This is a genomic window from Citrobacter sp. MGH110, from assembly GCF_001037515.1.
Classification (GTDB): domain Bacteria; phylum Pseudomonadota; class Gammaproteobacteria; order Enterobacterales; family Enterobacteriaceae; genus Citrobacter; species Citrobacter portucalensis.
In genome coordinates this window covers 3,220,410-3,238,734 of record NZ_KQ089830.1, presented here as the reverse complement: position 1 = coordinate 3,238,734, position 18,325 = coordinate 3,220,410, and the positions used below count along the sequence as shown (strand labels likewise).

Annotated in this window: 20 protein-coding genes; 11 read left to right on the top strand and 9 right to left on the bottom strand. The window is 53.1% G+C overall.

What is annotated here, in order from left to right:
- Nucleotides 1-56: 56 nt before the first annotated feature.
- The 5 genes from rpsF (at nt 57) to SK38_RS15150 (ending at nt 2,563) form a co-directional block, all read left to right on the top strand.
- Entirely contained in the window at nt 57-452 is a 396-nt protein-coding gene (gene rpsF, locus SK38_RS15170; RefSeq protein ID WP_003025672.1) for a 30S ribosomal protein S6, read from the top strand.
- Nucleotides 453-458: 6 nt separating this feature from the next.
- Nucleotides 459-773 carry a primosomal replication protein N gene (gene priB, locus SK38_RS15165; protein ID WP_003025674.1) on the top strand — a complete coding sequence of 105 codons (315 nt, stop codon included), beginning with the start codon at nt 459-461 and terminating at the stop codon, nt 771-773.
- Nucleotides 774-777: 4 nt separating this feature from the next.
- Nucleotides 778-1,005 (top strand): 30S ribosomal protein S18, encoded by a 228-nt coding sequence (gene rpsR / locus SK38_RS15160; protein ID WP_000135199.1) that lies wholly within the window; start codon nt 778-780, stop codon nt 1,003-1,005.
- Nucleotides 1,006-1,046: 41 nt separating this feature from the next.
- Nucleotides 1,047-1,496, top strand: coding sequence for a 50S ribosomal protein L9 (gene rplI / locus SK38_RS15155; protein ID WP_003025676.1), 450 nt, complete (start codon nt 1,047-1,049; stop codon nt 1,494-1,496).
- A 143-nt stretch (nt 1,497-1,639) separates the two neighbouring features.
- On the top strand, nt 1,640-2,563 hold the full coding sequence (locus SK38_RS15150; protein ID WP_048215078.1) for a DMT family transporter: 924 nt from the start codon (nt 1,640-1,642) through the stop codon (nt 2,561-2,563).
- A 64-nt stretch (nt 2,564-2,627) separates the two neighbouring features.
- On the opposite strand, the gene SK38_RS15145 is transcribed toward SK38_RS15150, so the two are convergent.
- Entirely contained in the window at nt 2,628-3,278 is a 651-nt protein-coding gene (locus SK38_RS15145) for a LysM-like peptidoglycan-binding domain-containing protein (RefSeq protein ID WP_048236276.1), read from the bottom strand.
- A 219-nt stretch (nt 3,279-3,497) separates the two neighbouring features.
- Between SK38_RS15145 and fklB the strand changes: the two genes are divergently transcribed.
- Together fklB and cycA are read left to right on the top strand one after the other, a co-directional pair.
- Entirely contained in the window at nt 3,498-4,118 is a 621-nt protein-coding gene (gene fklB, locus SK38_RS15140) for a BamJ family beta-barrel-assembly machinery protein (protein WP_032934269.1), read from the top strand.
- Nucleotides 4,119-4,426: 308 nt separating this feature from the next.
- Nucleotides 4,427-5,836, top strand: a complete 1,410-nt coding sequence (gene cycA, locus SK38_RS15135) for a D-serine/D-alanine/glycine transporter (RefSeq protein ID WP_008786019.1) — start codon at nt 4,427-4,429, stop codon at nt 5,834-5,836.
- Between the two features lie 144 nt (nt 5,837-5,980).
- Here cycA and ytfE read toward each other — a convergent pair whose 3' ends face one another.
- Nucleotides 5,981-6,643, bottom strand: coding sequence for an iron-sulfur cluster repair protein YtfE (gene ytfE / locus SK38_RS15130; protein WP_003025690.1), 663 nt, complete (start codon nt 6,641-6,643; stop codon nt 5,981-5,983).
- A 244-nt stretch (nt 6,644-6,887) separates the two neighbouring features.
- Here ytfE and SK38_RS15125 point away from each other — a divergent pair, with 244 nt between their 5' ends.
- On the top strand, nt 6,888-8,459 hold the full coding sequence (locus SK38_RS15125) for a methyl-accepting chemotaxis protein (protein WP_008786021.1): 1,572 nt from the start codon (nt 6,888-6,890) through the stop codon (nt 8,457-8,459).
- Nucleotides 8,460-8,527: 68 nt separating this feature from the next.
- Here SK38_RS15125 and SK38_RS15120 read toward each other — a convergent pair whose 3' ends face one another.
- The 3 genes from SK38_RS15120 to SK38_RS15110 all read right to left on the bottom strand — a co-directional run bounded on the left by SK38_RS15120 (nt 8,528) and on the right by SK38_RS15110 (nt 11,324).
- Nucleotides 8,528-9,493, bottom strand: coding sequence for a DMT family transporter (locus tag SK38_RS15120; RefSeq protein WP_048236274.1), 966 nt, complete (start codon nt 9,491-9,493; stop codon nt 8,528-8,530).
- A 76-nt stretch (nt 9,494-9,569) separates the two neighbouring features.
- Nucleotides 9,570-10,394, bottom strand: a complete 825-nt coding sequence (locus tag SK38_RS15115) for an AraC family transcriptional regulator (RefSeq protein WP_048236498.1) — start codon at nt 10,392-10,394, stop codon at nt 9,570-9,572.
- Between the two features lie 81 nt (nt 10,395-10,475).
- Entirely contained in the window at nt 10,476-11,324 is an 849-nt protein-coding gene (locus SK38_RS15110) for an SDR family oxidoreductase (RefSeq protein ID WP_048236273.1), read from the bottom strand.
- 90 nt (nt 11,325-11,414) lie between these two features.
- On the opposite strand from SK38_RS15110, the gene SK38_RS15105 reads away from it, so the two are divergent.
- On the top strand, nt 11,415-11,795 hold the full coding sequence (locus tag SK38_RS15105) for a winged helix-turn-helix transcriptional regulator (RefSeq protein ID WP_032934267.1): 381 nt from the start codon (nt 11,415-11,417) through the stop codon (nt 11,793-11,795).
- Between the two features lie 47 nt (nt 11,796-11,842).
- Here SK38_RS15105 and cpdB read toward each other — a convergent pair whose 3' ends face one another.
- Nucleotides 11,843-13,786 (bottom strand): 2',3'-cyclic-nucleotide 2'-phosphodiesterase, encoded by a 1,944-nt coding sequence (gene cpdB / locus SK38_RS15100; RefSeq protein ID WP_103285846.1) that lies wholly within the window; start codon nt 13,784-13,786, stop codon nt 11,843-11,845.
- Nucleotides 13,787-13,974: 188 nt separating this feature from the next.
- On the opposite strand from cpdB, the gene cysQ reads away from it, so the two are divergent.
- Nucleotides 13,975-14,715, top strand: coding sequence for a 3'(2'),5'-bisphosphate nucleotidase CysQ (cysQ, locus tag SK38_RS15095; RefSeq protein ID WP_008786026.1), 741 nt, complete (start codon nt 13,975-13,977; stop codon nt 14,713-14,715).
- Here cysQ and SK38_RS15090 read toward each other — a convergent pair.
- A complete protein-coding gene (locus SK38_RS15090; protein ID WP_048236270.1) occupies nt 14,705-15,262 on the bottom strand; it encodes a YtfJ family protein in 558 nt (185 codons plus the stop codon). The two genes, cysQ and SK38_RS15090, sit on opposite strands and share 11 nt — an antisense overlap.
- Before the next feature lie 328 nt (nt 15,263-15,590).
- Here SK38_RS15090 and SK38_RS15085 point away from each other — a divergent pair, with 328 nt between their 5' ends.
- Nucleotides 15,591-15,797 (top strand): DUF1107 domain-containing protein, encoded by a 207-nt coding sequence (locus SK38_RS15085; RefSeq protein ID WP_003025710.1) that lies wholly within the window; start codon nt 15,591-15,593, stop codon nt 15,795-15,797.
- A 66-nt stretch (nt 15,798-15,863) separates the two neighbouring features.
- Here SK38_RS15085 and SK38_RS15080 read toward each other — a convergent pair whose 3' ends face one another.
- Nucleotides 15,864-17,204, bottom strand: coding sequence for a polyamine export protein PaeA (locus SK38_RS15080; RefSeq protein WP_003830418.1), 1,341 nt, complete (start codon nt 17,202-17,204; stop codon nt 15,864-15,866).
- A gap of 272 nt (nt 17,205-17,476) precedes the next feature.
- The gene (gene msrA, locus SK38_RS15075) at nt 17,477-18,115 is read right to left on the bottom strand and encodes a peptide-methionine (S)-S-oxide reductase MsrA (protein WP_003830412.1); all 639 of its coding nucleotides are present in this window, start codon (nt 18,113-18,115) and stop codon (nt 17,477-17,479) included.
- Between the last annotated feature and the right edge of the window lie 210 nt (nt 18,116-18,325).

Below are 18,325 nucleotides of genomic sequence, written 5' to 3'. Positions count from 1 at the left end.
CCATGGGCCTCGGCTGACCCAGACAGGAGGCTGAATAATCCGTAAGGAGCAATTCGATGCGTCATTACGAAATCGTTTTTATGGTCCATCCTGACCAGAGCGAACAGGTTCCGGGTATGATCGAACGCTACACTGCTGCCATCACTGGTGCAGAAGGCACGATCCACCGTCTGGAAGACTGGGGCCGCCGTCAGCTGGCTTACCCGATCAACAAACTGCACAAAGCTCACTACGTTCTGATGAACGTTGAAGCGCCGCAGGAAGTGATCGATGAGCTGGAAACTACCTTCCGCTTCAACGATGCCGTTATCCGCAGCATGGTTATGCGTACTAAACACGCTGTTACCGAAGCATCTCCGATGGTTAAAGCGAAAGACGAGCGTCGTGAACGTCGCGATGATTTCGCTAACGAAACCGCAGATGATGCTGAAGCTGGGGATTCTGAAGAGTAATTTCTGATGACCAACCGTCTGGCGTTGTCCGGCACCGTGTGCAGGGCTCCCCTTCGAAAGGTCAGTCCATCAGGAATTCCTCATTGCCAGTTCGTGCTTGAGCATCGTTCTGTGCAGGAGGAAGCCGGGTTTCACCGGCAGGCGTGGTGCCAAATGCCCGTTATTATTAGCGGACACGAAAACCAAGCCATTACTCACAGTATAACGGTCGGTAGCGCAGTGACCGTTCAGGGGTTCATCTCTTGCCACAAGGCAAAGAACGGCCTGAGCAAAATGGTTCTGCATGCCGAGCAGATTGAATTGATAGATTCTGGAGACTAGCCATATGGCACGTTATTTCCGTCGTCGCAAGTTCTGCCGTTTCACCGCGGAAGGCGTTCAAGAGATCGACTATAAAGATATCGCTACGCTGAAAAACTACATCACCGAAAGCGGTAAGATTGTCCCAAGCCGTATCACCGGTACCCGTGCAAAATACCAGCGTCAGCTGGCTCGCGCTATCAAACGCGCTCGCTACCTGTCCCTGCTGCCGTACACTGATCGTCATCAGTAATCGGTCACGGTCCATTAATACGACTTTGAGAGGATAAGGTAATGCAAGTTATTCTGCTTGATAAAGTAGCAAACCTGGGTAGCCTGGGTGATCAGGTTAACGTTAAAGCGGGCTATGCTCGTAACTTCCTGGTACCACAGGGTAAAGCTGTTCCTGCTACCAAGAAAAACGTTGAATTTTTCGAAGCGCGTCGCGCTGAGCTGGAAGCTAAACTGGCTGACGTTCTGTCCGCTGCTGAAGCTCGTGCTGAGAAAATCAACGCACTGGAAACCGTAACCATCGCGTCTAAAGCTGGCGACGAAGGTAAACTGTTCGGTTCCATCGGTACTCGCGACATCGCTGACGCTGTAACTGCAGCTGGCGTTGAAGTAGCTAAGAGCGAAGTTCGTCTGCCGAACGGTGTTCTGCGTACCACTGGCGAGCACGAAGTGAGCTTCCAGGTTCACAGCGAAGTGTTTGCTAAGCTGACTGTAAACGTAGTTGCAGAATAAGTTTTTATTCTGATGACCGCGTAAAAGCGCCGGCCCTGTGCCGGCGTTTTGCTTTTCTGTTCCCCCCGCTTTTCTCTCTGGCTATTCTTTATCCTTTTCGGGATAATCACAAAAATAAAACATTATTTCAAAGTGGTGATGGAATGGAACCAACGCACCAACCTCTGTTTGCGCGTAAAAATATTGTCTACCTGAGCGCGGCGTTCTGCTGCCTGCTGTGGGGGAGCGCCTATCCGGCGATCAAAAGCGGATATGAGATCTTCCAGATTGCCACGGATGACATTCCCTCAAAGATTGTCTTCGCCGGATATCGCTTTCTGTTTGCGGGATTATTGCTGCTACTGCTGGCGGTAGCGCAGCGTAAACCGATTGGCCGGTTAAGCCCGCGTCAGTACGGCCAACTCACGCTGTTGGGGCTAACGCAAACCTCGCTGCAATACATCTTCTTCTACATTGGCCTGGCGTTCACGACGGGAGTGAAAGGGTCCATCATGAATGCGACCGGGACCTTCTTCAGCGTGCTGCTGGCCCATTTTATCTACCATAACGACAAACTGAGCTACAACAAAGCGCTGGGCTGTATTCTGGGCTTTACCGGCGTAATGGTGGTGAACTTTAGCAGTGGAATGGATTTTAGCTTCAGCCTGTTAGGCGACGGCTCAGTAGTGATGGCAGCCTTTATTCTCTCTGCTGCCACGCTATATGGAAAACGTATTTCTCAGACGGTGGACCCGACGGTAATGACAGGGTACCAGTTGGGCGGTGGCGGCCTGGCGTTGGTTATCGGCGGCTACGCTTTTGGCGGCACGCTAACCGTACACGGTGCGTCTTCGGTGGCGATTCTCGGCTACCTGACGTTACTCTCTTCGGTCGCTTTCGCCTTGTGGAGTATTCTGCTCAAGCATAATCGCGTGGGGATGATTGCGCCGTTTAACTTCCTGATCCCGGTTTCGGGTGCAGTGCTGTCGGCAATATTCCTCGGTGAAAACATTCTCGAATGGAAATATGCGGTAGCGCTGGTGCTGGTGTGTTCGGGGATCTGGTGGGTGAACAAGGTGAAACGCTGACGTTTCACCTTGATGCCTGATGGCGCTATCTCTTATCAGGCCTGGAATCGCGGGGTCACAGTGCTTAACGGGCGCGGATAAAACTGCCGTTAGGCTGGCGGGTAAACAGTACCTGCTGACCATTCCCGGTATCAATGGTTAATCCCGTCACCACGCCATTGGCATTCTGCCTGATCTGTATCATCTGACCGTCTTTCAGATTGCTCAGTGGTTTTCCGGCGCCTTCAACCTGTGCCATCGCATACACATCGGTTGGCGGGAGGTTATGGTCACGGAATACCTGCGCCAGCGTTTTACCTGAGTCTACGCGGTAGGAGCGCCACTGCTGGTCAATTCCGCTATCCTGTTGGAAAGGTTGTGTCTGCGGCTGAGATTGCTGGACCTGAGGTTGTGCATCAGGTTCTCCTTCCTGGATTGGCTCTGGCGCAACCGGAGCGACCTGGCCGGGATCATTTTGCGGCGGGACAAGCTGTGCCTGCAACTGAGTCTCGGTCGGTGGCTGCGATTGTGACTGTAAATCCAACTGGGCAGTACGCGTCACCACAGGGGTATCGCTGGTGTCACTGGAAGGGAGCAGGAAACCTATCACCAACACAATAGCAGCAATAATAATGCCGCGGCGGTGCATAGGCGGTAGCGGGTCCATAATGCGAAAATTGTCCGGTGCATGCCAGATTTTCGCCAGGGTTGGTTTTAATTCAAAGCGCCCGGGCATGGCTTTCCTCCTGCTCCGCGTCTCGTTCCTCGATCATAGAGTATAGATGGCTAACGCTATGATGTTCGTCATATTACCCGCTTTCGTGACGTCAACGCGGGATATTCCTATTGTTTATGTTTCCTCGCGATTTGTCATCTGTTCCCGAGACAAAGTTTTACCGGATGCGGCATGGCTGATATGCTGCCCGCTACTTTACATCCGATGAAAGGAAATATGATGGCTAACCCGACTTTTGACACTATCGAAGCGCAAGCAAGCTACGGCATTGGTTTGCAGGTAGGACAACAGCTGAGCGAATCCGGACTGGAAGGACTGTTGCCTGAAGCGCTGGTAGCGGGTATCGCTGACGCGCTGGAAGGTAAGCACCCGGCAGTGCCGGTTGATGTTGTGCATCGCGCACTGCGTGAAATCCACGAACGTGCTGATGCAGTTCGTCGCGAGCGTTTCCAGGCTATGGCGGCTGATGGCGTCAAATATCTGGAAGAAAACCGTGAGAAAGACGGTGTGAACAGCACTGAATCTGGTTTGCAGTTCCGTGTTCTGACCCAGGGTGAAGGTGCTATTCCGGCACGTACTGACCGCGTTCGCGTGCACTACACCGGTAAGCTGATCGACGGTACCGTGTTTGACAGCTCTGTCGCACGTGGCGAACCGGCTGAATTCCCGGTTAACGGCGTAATCCCAGGCTGGATTGAAGCGCTGACCCTGATGCCGGTAGGTTCCAAATGGGAACTGACTATTCCTCAGGAACTGGCTTACGGCGAGCGTGGCGCTGGCGCGTCCATTCCTCCGTTCAGCACGCTGGTGTTCGAAGTTGAGCTGCTTGAGATCCTGTAAGCAGTGACTTCTGTTCCCCCCGAGGCCGGGGGGAGCAAAAAAATAGCGTGAAAAGCTATAGTTACGTCGTTGTCGATATTTTATCTTGCAAATGCCCCATCAGCGTGTATTTTTGTGAGCTGATTCGCGCTATCAGAGTGATATGACACTCACTTTAAACATTAAATTAACATTATATCTAAATCTTAGTATTCATCCCGCCAATTCTTACCTAATATCGATGAGTCCTGATAACAGGATCGTCGTATCATAGACACATTAAAGGCCGTAGAGCCTGAACAACACAGACAGGTACAGGAAGAAAAAACATGGTAGATCAGGTAAAAGTCGACACCGCTGAAGAGGCGTCGTCTGAACAGTCGCTACGGCGCAATCTCACAAACCGTCATATTCAACTTATTGCTATTGGTGGCGCTATCGGTACTGGCCTGTTTATGGGCTCCGGTAAAACCATCAGTCTCGCCGGACCGTCGATCATCTTTGTGTATATGATCATCGGTTTTATGCTGTTTTTCGTGATGCGCGCAATGGGTGAATTGCTGCTCTCGAATCTGGAGTACAAATCGTTTAGTGATTTTGCCTCTGACCTGCTCGGGCCATGGGCCGGGTATTTTACCGGCTGGACCTACTGGTTCTGCTGGGTTGTTACCGGGATGGCAGACGTGGTCGCGATTACCGCGTATGCGCAATTCTGGTTCCCCGAACTGTCAGACTGGGTCGCCTCGCTGGCGGTGATTGTGCTGCTGCTGAGCCTCAACCTCGCCACCGTAAAAATGTTCGGTGAGATGGAGTTCTGGTTTGCGATGATCAAAATCGTTGCCATCATCGGCCTGATTGTCGTCGGTCTGGTGATGGTGCTGACGCACTTCCAGTCGCCAACCGGCGTTCAGGCATCGTTCACGCACTTGTGGAATGACGGTGGCTGGTTCCCGAAAGGTCTGAGTGGCTTCTTTGCCGGCTTCCAGATAGCCGTGTTTGCGTTTGTGGGTATTGAGCTGGTGGGTACGACCGCAGCGGAAACCAAGGATCCGGAGAAATCTCTGCCGCGCGCCATTAACTCGATTCCAATCCGTATCATCATGTTCTACGTGTTCGCGCTGATCGTGATTATGTCCGTTACGCCGTGGAGCTCGGTAGTGCCAACCAAGAGCCCATTCGTTGAACTGTTTGTGCTGGTTGGTCTGCCTGCTGCGGCGAGCCTGATCAACTTTGTGGTGCTGACTTCAGCGGCCTCTTCTGCAAACAGCGGCGTGTTCTCTACCAGCCGTATGCTGTTCGGTCTGGCGCAGGAAGGCGTTGCGCCTAAAGCGTTTGCCAAGCTGTCTAAACGCGCAGTTCCGGCGAAGGGTTTAACCTTCTCCTGTATCTGTCTGCTGGGCGGCGTGGTGATGCTGTACGTGAACCCGAGCGTGATTGGCGCCTTCACCATGATCACCACTGTATCGGCGATTCTGTTCATGTTCGTCTGGACCATCATTCTTTGCTCGTACCTGGTGTACCGCAAGCAGCGTCCTCACCTGCATGAAAAATCAATCTACAAGATGCCGTTAGGCAAGCTGATGTGCTGGGTATGTATGGCGTTTTTCGTCTTCGTACTGGTACTGCTGACGCTGGAAGATGATACCCGTCAGGCGCTGATCGTCACGCCGCTGTGGTTCATCGCGCTGGGTCTGGGCTGGTTGTTTATCGGTAAGAAACGTATGGCAGGCGTGCGTTAATCGCTAAGACGTGAGATGTAGGCCGGATAAGGCGAAGCCGCATCCGGCACTATGCTGGCGGGATTGCCTGATGCGGCTTCGCCTTATCAGGCCTACGTTCGAGGTCGTTGTAGGCCCGGTAAGCGCTAGCGCTACCGGGCTTTTTTATTCACCTGCGAGGGCACGCGGGAACAACACATTGTTTTCCAGGCTGATGTGTTCCATCAGGTCGTCGATCATCTCGTTAATGCCGTTATACATGGCTTTCCAGGTGGTGCAGGCCTCTGGTGGCGGCGTTACGTTATGGGTGATGTGTTTGATCACTTCTACCAGTTCACCCGCATCGTCATGCTCGCTTTCCATCACGCTGATTGGCCCCATCGCCTGGCTACCCATGCCCTGTTTGATCATCGGGAACAGGATCTGTTCTTCTTTCATCATGTGGCTGGACAGCTCTTCATGCAGCATGGTCAGGTTTTTCGCCAGACCGCGTGGTACGTTCGGTTTGTCTGCGTGAACGCGTTCAACTTTAGTGGCCTGCAGGATCAGCTCCGGCAGCTGTTCGCGGTGTCTGTCGTGATAACGCACGATGATATGGTCGATGATTTCAGCCAGAGCCACGGTACGCCAGTCTTTCTCCAGCGGCTGTTCAGCCAGCTGCGCGAGCTGCGCCTCAATAACGTCTAAATCCAGCTCTTTACGCGCGGCAGCGCGTGCCAGCGTTTGCTTACCACCGCAGCAGTAATCCATATCGTATTTACGAAACAGGGCCGAAGCGCGAGGAATAGAGAGCGCCAGTTCACCTAAAGGTTGATCGCGATAAGACATTGCCGTTACCTCATTCTCAATAATATAAGATGTATTTTAAATGCAACTTATGACGAAGGATATAACCCTTTCGGGGTGGGGTGTTTTGTGATGAGCGTCACGAAAATTTCTTATCTCGTTAAGATGCTGAATCTTATTGGAAAGGAGAAGTACGGCGAAAAAAGCCGCACGACAGGATTAAATAAGCGCACGCCGCTGCCGATAGTTAGACCTCAGACAATACCTGCATAATAAAAGGCTACAGATGTTCAAACGAATCAAAGTGATAACCTTACTTATCACCGTGTTACTCGCGCTGGGCGCAATGCAGCTCATCTCCGCGGGCGTCTTTATTGGCGCACTCAATAACGATAAGCAGAACTTTAACGTGTCTCAACTTTCCAGCCAGAACGTGGCCGAGTTTACCGATGCGTGGATTAGCCTGAACCAGGCTCGCGTCACGCTCAACCGGGGCATGCTGCGTTTACAGGGAACGATGGCCAGCGATATTAACGGCGGTCAGTTGCAGGAGCTGGTGAACACGGCAAATCGCCTGTTGGCCGAATCGAAAGAGCATTACGATAAATACTACGCTCTGCCGGAAACGCCGGGGCTGGATGAGCATCTGGCCGATCGACTGGAAGAGCAGTACGGCATCTATTCTGCGACGCTGGCAAAAATGAACGCGCTGCTGGCTGAAGGAAAGCTGGAAGAGATGTTCAAGCAGAATGCCGAGCAAAAGCAAACGGCCATGCAGGAAGTTTATCGGCAATGGCGTAGCGCGCAAACGGCGCTGGCCACTGCCGGAGTGCAGGACAATGAGAGTGATTACCAGAAGATAATCTGGCTGCTGTCCGCGGTGATGCTGATTGTCGTCACCGTGATTATCGCCAGTTGGCTGGCGATGCAGCGAGTGCTGCTCAAGCCGCTCCACGAGGTGATGGGACATATTCGCCACATTGCCGCAGGCGATTTGACGCACCCCATCAGCGCCGACGGCAGTAATGAAATGGCGCTGCTGGCAAGTAACGTCCGTGACATGCAGCAGGCGCTGGCGAATACGGTCAGCGTGGTGCGTGACGGGGCCGATACCATCTATACCGGTGCGGGTGAAATCGCCGCAGGCAGTAACGATCTCTCTTCACGTACCGAGCAGCAGGCCGCCTCTCTGGAAGAGACCGCAGCCAGCATGGAACAACTTACCGCAACCGTGAGGCAGAACGCAGATAACGCGCGTCAGGCGACCAGCCTGGCAAAAAATGCTTCACAGACGGCGCAAAAAGGCGGAACCGTGGTTGATGGTGTGGTGCGTACGATGGATGAAATCGCCACCAGTTCCAGCAAAATCGCGCAAATTACCAATGTTATCGACGGCATTGCCTTCCAGACCAATATTCTGGCACTGAACGCGGCGGTTGAAGCGGCGCGTGCGGGCGAGCAGGGGCGCGGATTTGCCGTGGTCGCAGGCGAGGTTCGGACGCTGGCGCAGCGTAGCGCTCAGGCGGCGAAGGAGATCAAAGCGCTGATAGATGACTCGGGGAATCGGGTCAATGCCGGTACGGCGCTGGTGCATGAAGCGGGTGAAACGATGGCGGAAATAGTTAGCGCCGTGACCCGCGTGACCGACATCATGGGGGAGATTGCCTCAGCTTCTGATGAACAAAGTCGGGGTATCGATCAGGTAGGCCAGGCGGTTGCCGAAATGGATCGCGTCACGCAGCAAAACGCCTCGCTGGTAGAAGAATCCGCTTCCGCCGCTGCTGCGCTTGAAGAGCAGGCCGCGCGGTTGAACCAGACGGTAGCGGTGTTTAAAGTGTCGCGCCGGATGGCGGCGTAAACGCCTTATCCGGCCTACATGAGATCGTACAGTCCTTGTAGGCCGGATAAGCAGTGCCATCCGGCACATTATGATTGTGAAACCACCACGACGCTCGGTTTCTGCGGCTTGGCTCTGACTGCTATCACCACCCCAACCATCAGTAGCGCAATACCGCTAACCGTCAGCAGAGGTGGAAATTCCTGACGCAGAATAAAGGTGTACAACAAACCGGCCAGCGTTTCGAAGACAATCAGCGGGCCGAGGATCACCGTCGGTAATTTTTGGCTGGCGACGTTCCAGCACAGTGCGCCAACCCACGAACACAATACCGCAATGGCTATCATCAGACCGATAAACACGCCCGGACGCGGACCGAAGGGTAGAGCGAAGTCCGGCGTTTGCCCGTTCAGCCACAGGCAGGCGGCAATGTAACCGAGCAGAGAAACGGGCAACGTTACCAGAGCCTGGGCCGTCGCCCACATCATCGGGTGCTTATCCGGATTCTCGCGCAGCCAGCGGGCATTACGCAGCGCATACCATGCCCAACACACCACCGAGACAAGCGCCAGCGCGATGCCGGAACCATAACGCCAGCCACTAAAGTCTGGTAACCCCTGATTCAGCTCCGAGATATTCACGCACAGCAGTCCTATACCAATCAATACCAGCGCAGGCGACAGACGCCACCATGATAATTTGCCGTCACGCTGGCTGTAGAGTAGGTTAGCGAAGACTGGGATCACCACCGGTAATGTACCAATAATCATCGTGGAGACCGGTGCGCCGGTGCGCTGGATGGCGCTTGCCAGGCAAACGTAATAAATCAGATTCCCCATCATTGTTAGCGTCAGCGCAGTTACCCAGTCTTTCCGCACGAGTTGACGCAGGCGCGCACGTCCCAGCCAGGCAATCGGCAATGCGATCAGCCCCAGCGCCAGATAACGCCCCATCGACTGCAATACCGCCGGGTATTCCGGTACGATCAGCGGTCCAACAAAAATTAATCCCCACATCAGCCCGGCCAACAGGGCATACAACACACCGCTAATCATTTTGGACATCCACATCGTTTAACAATACGTCGAGTGTAGGCAGGAAAAATGCTGCCGTATTGTATGAGATTGCTGATCAACGCCGGACGACTTGTTTCTGATAACGCACCGGCGTAATGCCGTAGCGATGGGTAAACGCGCGGGTGAGATGCGACTGGTCGGTGAGGCCGGTTGCGGCGGCGACCTCTGCGGCGGGCATACCGTAAGTGAGAAAACCTTTGGCTCGCCACAACCGGATCGCCATCAGCATCTGGTGCGGCGTGACGTGGAAATGAGACTTAAACTGGCGCTGAAAATGCCAGGGACTCAGCGATGCAACCCGCGCCAGCTCGTCGAGCGTGACCGGATGCATATAATTATCGTGCAGATACTCACGTACCCGTTCAAAGCGATGCGCCCCCTCCGTTAATACTGGCGCATGGCGGGCCAGCGGCTGGAACGTGTCGATCAGATCGAGTAGAAGGCCTTTTTGCGCCAGCGGATCTTCAGTGTTCCACAGGCCATGGATCAGCGAGCAGATCTGGCGCGAGCGCAGCGGATCGTGACGCGTTACGTCATGAAACCACCAGTGGCGGATCCCGGTGACCTCTTCCAGAAGGTCGGGTTCAAGATAAATCATCCGATAGCGCCAGCCGTCGGCGGTTTCGGCTTCGCCGGTATGCAGCTCATCGGGATTCATGGTGACGACGGAATGGGCGGGGGCAACATACTGCGTGCCGCGATAACGAAAACGTTCGGCTCCGGCTTCTATCGCGCCAATGCCAAACGCTTCATGGGTGTGCGGCTCGAAAGCGTAACGCGAGATGTGTGCATGATACAGCTCAACGCCCGGCACCTGCGCCAGATGGTGAAAGCGGGCGCTGTCTTTCTCATCAATAAACTGCTCAGGTACACCTTGCACGTTTTCTCTCCCCACGCATCATCCTGTCATTATCAGAGAGGATGCGCGGGGATGCCACCACAATTAACTAATTTTTAACACTTACACGATGCCTTTGACGCTGTCAGACAACGAGGTGGTCGGGCGACCAATCAGTTTGCTCAGCGTATGGCTGTCGTCGAACAGACCACCTTTGGAGGCGCCAGTGTCTGAGTCAGCCAGCATGTCCGCCAGCCCGGCAGGCAGGCCTACACCTTTTAGCGCGGCGGCAAAATCAGCTTCGCTCAGGTTCTGATACACCACTTTTTTACCACTCTGTTTTGCCAGCTCGGCAGCCAACTGGCTCAGGGTCCAGCCTGCGTCGCCCGCCAGCTCATAGGTTTTACCGGAATGACCGTCTTCACTGATGACGCGTGCGGCGGCAGCGGCATAGTCGGCGCGGGTCGCTGAGGCAATTTTGCCTTCACCTGCAGCCCCGATAAACACGCCATGTTCCAGTGCAGCCGGTGCGCTGGCGAGATAGTTTTCGGTGTACCAGCCGTTACGCAGCAGCGCGTAGGCGATACCGGATTCAGCCAGCATCTTCTCGGTTGCCACATGCTCATCAGCCAGCCCCAGCGGGGAGGTGTCGGCGTGCAGCAGGCTGGTGTAGGCGATGAATTTCACGTGCGCGGCTTTCGCTGCGTTAATCACGTTACGATGCTGCGGGGCACGTTGTCCCACTTCGCTGGAGGAGATCAGCAGTAGCTTGTCGATACCCTGTAAGGCAGCCGTCAAGGCGGCTTCATCGCTGTAATCCGCCTGACGAACGGTAATGCCCTGCTGGCTAAGCGCCGTCGCTTTAGCGGGATTACGCACAATTGCCGCAATCTGGCTGGCAGGAACGGTTTTCAGCAGAGATTCAATAACGTATTGGCCCAGTTGGCCGGTGGCGCCGGTAATTGCGATCATGGGGTGACTCCTTGGTATTGGTCTTGTGTTTAATCACGCTAACACCTAAACTTACTTTTAGTAAGTACGCACAAAAAGGTTAGTATGAAAATGACAGCATCGACACTCTCCCAGCAGTTACGCGATGGCAACTTGTTTGCCGAACAGTGTCCCTCCCGTGAGGTGTTAAAACACGTCACCAGCCGCTGGGGCGTGTTGATTCTGGTGGCGCTGCGCGACGGTACGCACCGTTTCAGCGATTTGCGCCGTAAGATGGGCGGGGTCAGTGAAAAGATGCTGGCGCAATCCCTGCAAGCGTTAGAGCATGACGGGTTTATCAATCGGGTGTCGTATCCGGTGGTGCCGCCGCACGTGGAGTATAGCCTGACGCCGTTGGGTGAGCAGGTGAGCGATAAAGTCGCCGCGCTGGCGGACTGGATAGAACTGAATTTGCCGCAGGTTTTAGCACAGCGGGACGAACGGGCTGCGTAGTTTTGTAGGCCGGATAAGACGCTATTGCGCCGCATCCGGCACGAAAATTACTTACTTAAATCCAGCTGATAAATAGCGAAACCGATGTCATCGGTCGCGACTTTCTTCAGCGGATACTGGCCTTTCTCTTTAATAAATGCCGCGGCTTTATCAGACGGTGATGTTTCAAAGCGAATATCCAGTGGTGTATCGCTATGAATTGGCGCCAGACGCCAGTTGTTATCTGCCGCCGGGTGAATTTCACCGGCACGCTTCGTCTCAGCACCAATCCAGGCCGCCAGCACCGAGCGGTTTTCATCCGGAGAAGCAAACGCGATGTGGCTGTCGCCGGTTCCGGCAAACTTACCGCCGTAGGCGCGGTAGTTGTTGGTCGCGACGAGGAAGGTGGCATTCGGATCGATTGGTTTGCCGTTAAAGGTCAGATTTTTAATACGTTCCGCTTTCGGGTTAATGGTCTGACATTCACCGTCGTAGCGAGCAGGTTGTGAAACATCAATCTGATAATTCACGCCGTCAATCACGTCGAAATTATAGGTACGGAAGCCATCCCAGTTAATCAACGACTGTGGTTTGCTGCTGTGGATATCAATCTGATTGAACTGCCCGGCAGAACATTCCAGCCACTCTTTCACCTCTTTACCGCTGGCTTTCACTACCACCAGAGTGTTGGGATAGAGATACAAATCAGCGGCGTTACGGAAGGTTAACTGACCTTTTTCGACTTCTACGAAGCTTGCCGGATCGTTCTTGCGTCCACCGACCTTAAACGGCGCGGCGGCGGAAAGTACCGGTAGTTTTGCCAGATCCGGATCGCCCTGAATAAAGTGTTCTACATAGGCTTTCTGCGCGTTGTTCACCACCTGTACGGTCGGGTCATCCTGTACCAGCGCCAGATAGCTGTACATGTTGTCGGCGGATTTACCGATCGGTTTGCTGACAAACTCACGCGTGGCGTCGTGATCGGCTTTCAGGATCTCAACGATTTTTTTGTCTTCTGCTGCCAGTGATTTTTTGGCTGCGGCGTCATAGATCGGGCGCGCCTCGGCTTTAGCCTGAGTGACCTGCCATTTACCGCTGTCGTTATTCAGCACTAAATCCACCACGCCCAGGTGATCGCCCCACATACCCGGCATCACCGCAGGAACCCCATTCAGCGTACCTTTTGTGATATCTGCGCCTTTAATATTGGCAAAGTCTTTACCCGGGAAGACGGCGTGAGCGTGACCAAACATAATGGCATCCACGCCCGGTACTTCACTGAGGTAATAAACGGAGTTTTCCGCCATCGTTTGATATGGGTCGGCAGAAAGCCCGGAGTGAGCAACCACCACCACGACATCGGCGCCTTTTTCTCTCATTTCCGGAACGTATTTGCGTGCAGTTTCCGTAATGTCGTTCACCGTGACTTTGCCGCTGAGGTTGGCTTTATCCCAGGTCATAATCTGCGGTGGCACAAAGCCGATATAGCCAATCTTCAGCGTCTGCTTGTTCCCTTCCTTGTCGACCACCTCAGTGTCTTTGATCAAGTAAGGCGTAAATAGCGGCTTCTTGGTCTTCACGTCGATGATATTGGCGTTAACGTAAGGGAATTTCGCTCCGGCTAGCGCGTTGTGCAGATACTCCAGACCGTAGTTGAATTCATGGTTGCCGAGGTTACCCACCGCGTAATCCAGGGTATTCAGCGCCTTATATACCGGGTGAGTTTCGCCCGCTTTCAGCCCTTTGGCCGCCATGTAATCCCCGAGCGGGCTGCCCTGAATCAGATCGCCATTATCAACCAGCACGCTGTTTTTGACTTCACCACGCGCAGCGTTGATCAGACTTGCCGTACGTACCAGACCGAATTTTTCAGTCGGTGTATCTTTGTAATAATCGAAATCCATCATATTGCTATGCAAATCAGTGGTTTCCATTATACGCAGATCGACGGTCGCGGCATTGACGCTGGCTGCAATCAGCGTTGCCAGAAGCGTTGCACTAAACTTAATCATCAGGGGCATCCTTTTAAGATCTAAGCCACAAAAGAAAATGTATATAAATCTTCTTGCTTACAGAACTGTGAATCATGACATGAATATAGCGTTTAAAACCGCAGACGCTATCACAGTTGGCGGATCCCCTGACGATCGGGTATAAGTAAAACAACGAGTTAACACCACTGACAGAAACGAGGTGGAGAATGCTAGAACATGTATGCCAGCTTGCACGGAACGCGGGCGATGCCATTATGCAGGTCTACGATGGAATCAAACCGATGGAGATTACCAGCAAGCAGGATGATTCTCCGGTCACGGCGGCAGATATCGCCGCGCATACGGTGATCCTCGAAGGATTACTGGCGCTGACGCCGGATATTCCGGTTCTGTCTGAAGAGGCGCCTCCTGGCTGGGATGTTCGCCAGCATTGGCAGCGCTACTGGCTGGTGGACCCGCTGGACGGGACCAAAGAGTTCATTAAGCGTAACGGTGAATTTACCGTCAATATTGCGCTGATCGAGAAAGGAAAGCCGGTTCTGGGCGTGGTTTACGCGCCGGTAATGAAAGTGATGTACAGCGCAGCAGAAGGTAAAGCGTGGAAAGAAGAGTGCGGCGTACGCAAACAAATTCAGGTTCGTGACGCGCGTCCGCCGCTGGTGGTCATTAGCCGCTCGCATGCCGACAATGAGTTAAAAGAGTATCTGCAACAGTTGGGCGAGCACCAGACCACCTCGATTGGTTCATCGCTGAAGTTCTGCCTGGTGGCGGAAGGGCACGCACAGCTGTATCCGCGTTTTGGGCCAACCAACGTGTGGGACACCGCCGCTGGCCATGCCGTTGCCGCCGCAGCCGGAGCGCACGTTCACGACTGGCAGGGGAAACCTCTGGATTACACCCCACGTGAATCGTTCCTCAACCCCGGCTTCCGCGTCTCTATTTACTGAGTAATTTGTGCAGCAGGGCAATTACCTGCTGCACCTCTTCCTGCGTTAATGCACCATCTTTTGCCCACTGCACGCGTCCGTCCTTGTCGAGTACGACGATAGCGGAGCTCTCTTCATCCAGCTGCCAGGCTTTACGCGCAATGCCATTGCTGTCGACAATAAATTGCGACCACGGGTAGAGCTTCTTATTGCTCTCCAGACTGCTGCGCACAAACATACCGGAGCCGGGAATGGCGTCATCCGTGTTGACGATAGTGGTGGTCTGGTATTTGTCGTGCGGCAGGTTGGCGGCTTTGATTGCCTCGATCAGCGTCGCATTTTTCTCTTTGGCGGAGGTGCGTCCGGCAATGTGTTGCACAATTCGCACTTTGCCTGGCAACTGCGCGCTATTCCAGCTTTTGTAGCTAAACTTATCGTTATCGAGAATCAGTTCGCCGCGATCGGCGATCCCCACCGGCGGTACGCGCTGGTCAATCTCAAACTTATGTGCGGAGGCAATCATCGGCAGTAGCAGGCACGACAGCGCCAGCAGTTTTCGTAAGGTCATAGGTTTTCCTTCTTTCTTTTATTTTGCAGGTGATCCGACCACTTGGGTCTGGAATTTAATCATATGTGCGAATGATGCTTTTTCCCGCAAGCGCGATGCCAGTTTGCGGACGGGCGCACAAATCCTGCGAAAAATGAAGGCTTATACTGAAGTCAGCGAAGCGTTGAAAAGATAATTCTGAATAATTGTAACTTGAAGGTAAATAAACTTATACACGCTGGAAACATCAACGAGATAGTCTATAGTCATAGGGCATTAAAATTTGCGCCTGAGGATTGTCGGACCGATTGTGGTACCGCAAAGGCGTAATGCTCAGCAGGAGACAACAATGAAAATTTTCCAACGATACAACCCGCTGCAGGTGGCGAAGTACGTGAAGATCCTGTTTCGTGGACGGTTATATATCAAGGATGTAGGCGCTTTTGAATTTGATAAGGGTAAGATTCTTATCCCAAAAGTGAAGGACAAACTGCATTTTTCCGTGATGTCCGAAGTTAACCGTCAGGTCTTGCGTCTGCAAACTGAGATGGCTTGATCAAAGTGCTATGCAGTAGTTAAAAAAACGGCTCCTGATGGGAGCCGTTGATGTTTCTGTAAGGCGTTAAGATGCCTTTGCCTCTTCTTTTGCATCTGGCAGTTTTGGTACCAGAACGGTAGGTTTACTGTCCAGACGCGTCACCAGCAGCTGATCGATCTTGTAGTTATCGATATCCACCACTTCAAATTTGTAACCTGAATACTTCACCGAGTCGGTGCGTTTCGGGATTTTACGCAGCATGAACATCATAAAGCCGCCGATGGTTTCATAGTTGCCGGACTGCGGGAACTCGTCGATATCCAGCACGCGCATTACGTCATCAATCGGTGTACCGCCGTCGACTAACCATGAGTTTTCATCACGTGCCACAATCTGCTCTTCCAGACCCTGACCTACCAGATCGCCCATCAGCGTCGTCATAACGTCGTTGAGGGTGATAATCCCCACCACCAGCGCGTACTCGTTCATGATGACGGCAAAGTCTTCGCCTGCGGTTTTGAAGCTTTCCAGCGCTTCAGAGAGCGTCAGCGTGTCCGGGACGATCAGCGTATTGCGGATCTGTACGCCGCTGTTCAGCGCCATGCTTTGGTTTGCCAGTACGCGGTTGAGGAGATCCTTTGAATCAACATAACCAATGATGTGGTCGATATCTTCGTTACACACCAGGAATTTGGAGTGCGGATGTTCCGCCACCTTGTTCTTCAGGCTTTGCTCATCTTCATGGAGATCGAACCAGATAATATTCTCGCGCGAGGTCATTGAAGACGGGACGGTACGGGATTCCAGTTCGAACACATTTTCAATCAGCTCATGCTCCTGCTTGCGCAGAACACCCGCCAGCGCACCCGCTTCGACCACGGCGTAAATGTCGTCCGAGGTGATGTCGTCTTTACGCACCATTGGGATCTTAAACAGACGGAAAATGTTGTTTGCCAGACCGTTAAAGAACCACACCAGCGGGCGGAAGACCAGCAGGCAGAAGCGCATCGGGTTGATGATACGCAAAGCCACAGCTTCTGGCGCAATCATACCGATGCGTTTCGGGGTTAAATCCGCGAACAGGATGAACAGGCCAGTAACCAGCGAGAACGACAGAATAAAGCTTAACTGTTCGGACAGCTCTGGAGTGAAGTACTTCGAGAAAAGGCTGTAAAACGCCGGGGAGAATGCTGCATCACCGACGATACCGCCGAGAATGGCGACCGCGTTAAGGCCAATTTGCACGACGGTAAAAAACATGCCGGGGTTTTCCTGCATCTTCAAAACACGTTGTGCGTTTACGTTGCCTTCATCGGCAAGCAGTTTAAGTTTTATTTTGCGTGATGCAGCAAGCGAGATCTCAGATATCGAGAAAAACGCACTCACGGCGATCAGGCAGAGAATGACTAAAATACTGTTTAACATATCTTATCCGACCGTTCGGGTCAGATCCTCGGAAGGGAGAAGTTGATACTCGTCGTCTTTCAAGCTGCAGGTGCGTTAGCTGCACTCATTCACCCCAGTCACATAGTTCTCTATGCTCCTGGGGATTCACGAGTTTGCCGCCTGCCTGCAACTCGAAATCCTTAGAGTATAAATCCAATGGAATATTCATTGAAAACCGGCTCGTGGAAGTGAGCCGGTAAATTCAGAAGCTAGTATAGCGTAAGGTACTGTAAAGTCGCCAGAGGGGGAAATTATCCTTGTGGGGGCAGGCAAACACCAATACCACCAATGCCACAATATCCGTAAGGATTTTTGTGCAGATACTGCTGGTGATCGTCCTCGGCATAATAGAACGGGGTTGCCGTAGTGATTTCCGTGGTAATGGTGCGCTCGTCGCCTGCGGCGGTCATTGCTGCCTGAAAACGTTCAAGGCTGGCCTGTGCGGCGGCGGTTTGTTCCGGCGTTAACGGGTAAATGGCGGAGCGATACTGCGTGCCCTGGTCGTTCCCCTGACGCATGCCTTGAGCCGGGTCGTGATTTTCCCAGAACACCTGCAGCAGTTGTTCGTAGCTGATAACATGCGGGTCATAGACGATGCGTACCGCTTCGGCATGCCCGGTATCGCCAGAACACACTTCACGATAGGTTGGGTTTGGGGTGTAGCCGCCGGTGTACCCGGCCGCCGTGCTGTAGACCCCTGGCAATGACCAAAATAAACGCTCAACGCCCCAGAAACATCCCATGGCGAAATAAGCTATCTCCATACCGTCGGGCACGTTGGTCATCGAATGTTGGTTAACCGCATGCAGCGTTGCCACTGGCATCGGGGTGTTGCGTCCAGGTAGCGCATCTGCTTGAGTAACAAGATGCTTTCTATCAAATAAACTCATGGCCGTTCTCCCGAAATCAGTCATTTGGGTTAAGGTTGTAACGAGACGCGTCTTTGCCCACAATAAACGGCGTGAATGCGTCTAGAGTTAAACATAAGAAATATTTGGGTTGTCGTCTGTTTTTCAACTCTTATTGTTGATTTTTTGTTAAGCCGAGGAACGGCATAGTATTTTTTTCCAGGGGTGGGAAAAAAGGATATTCAGGAGAAA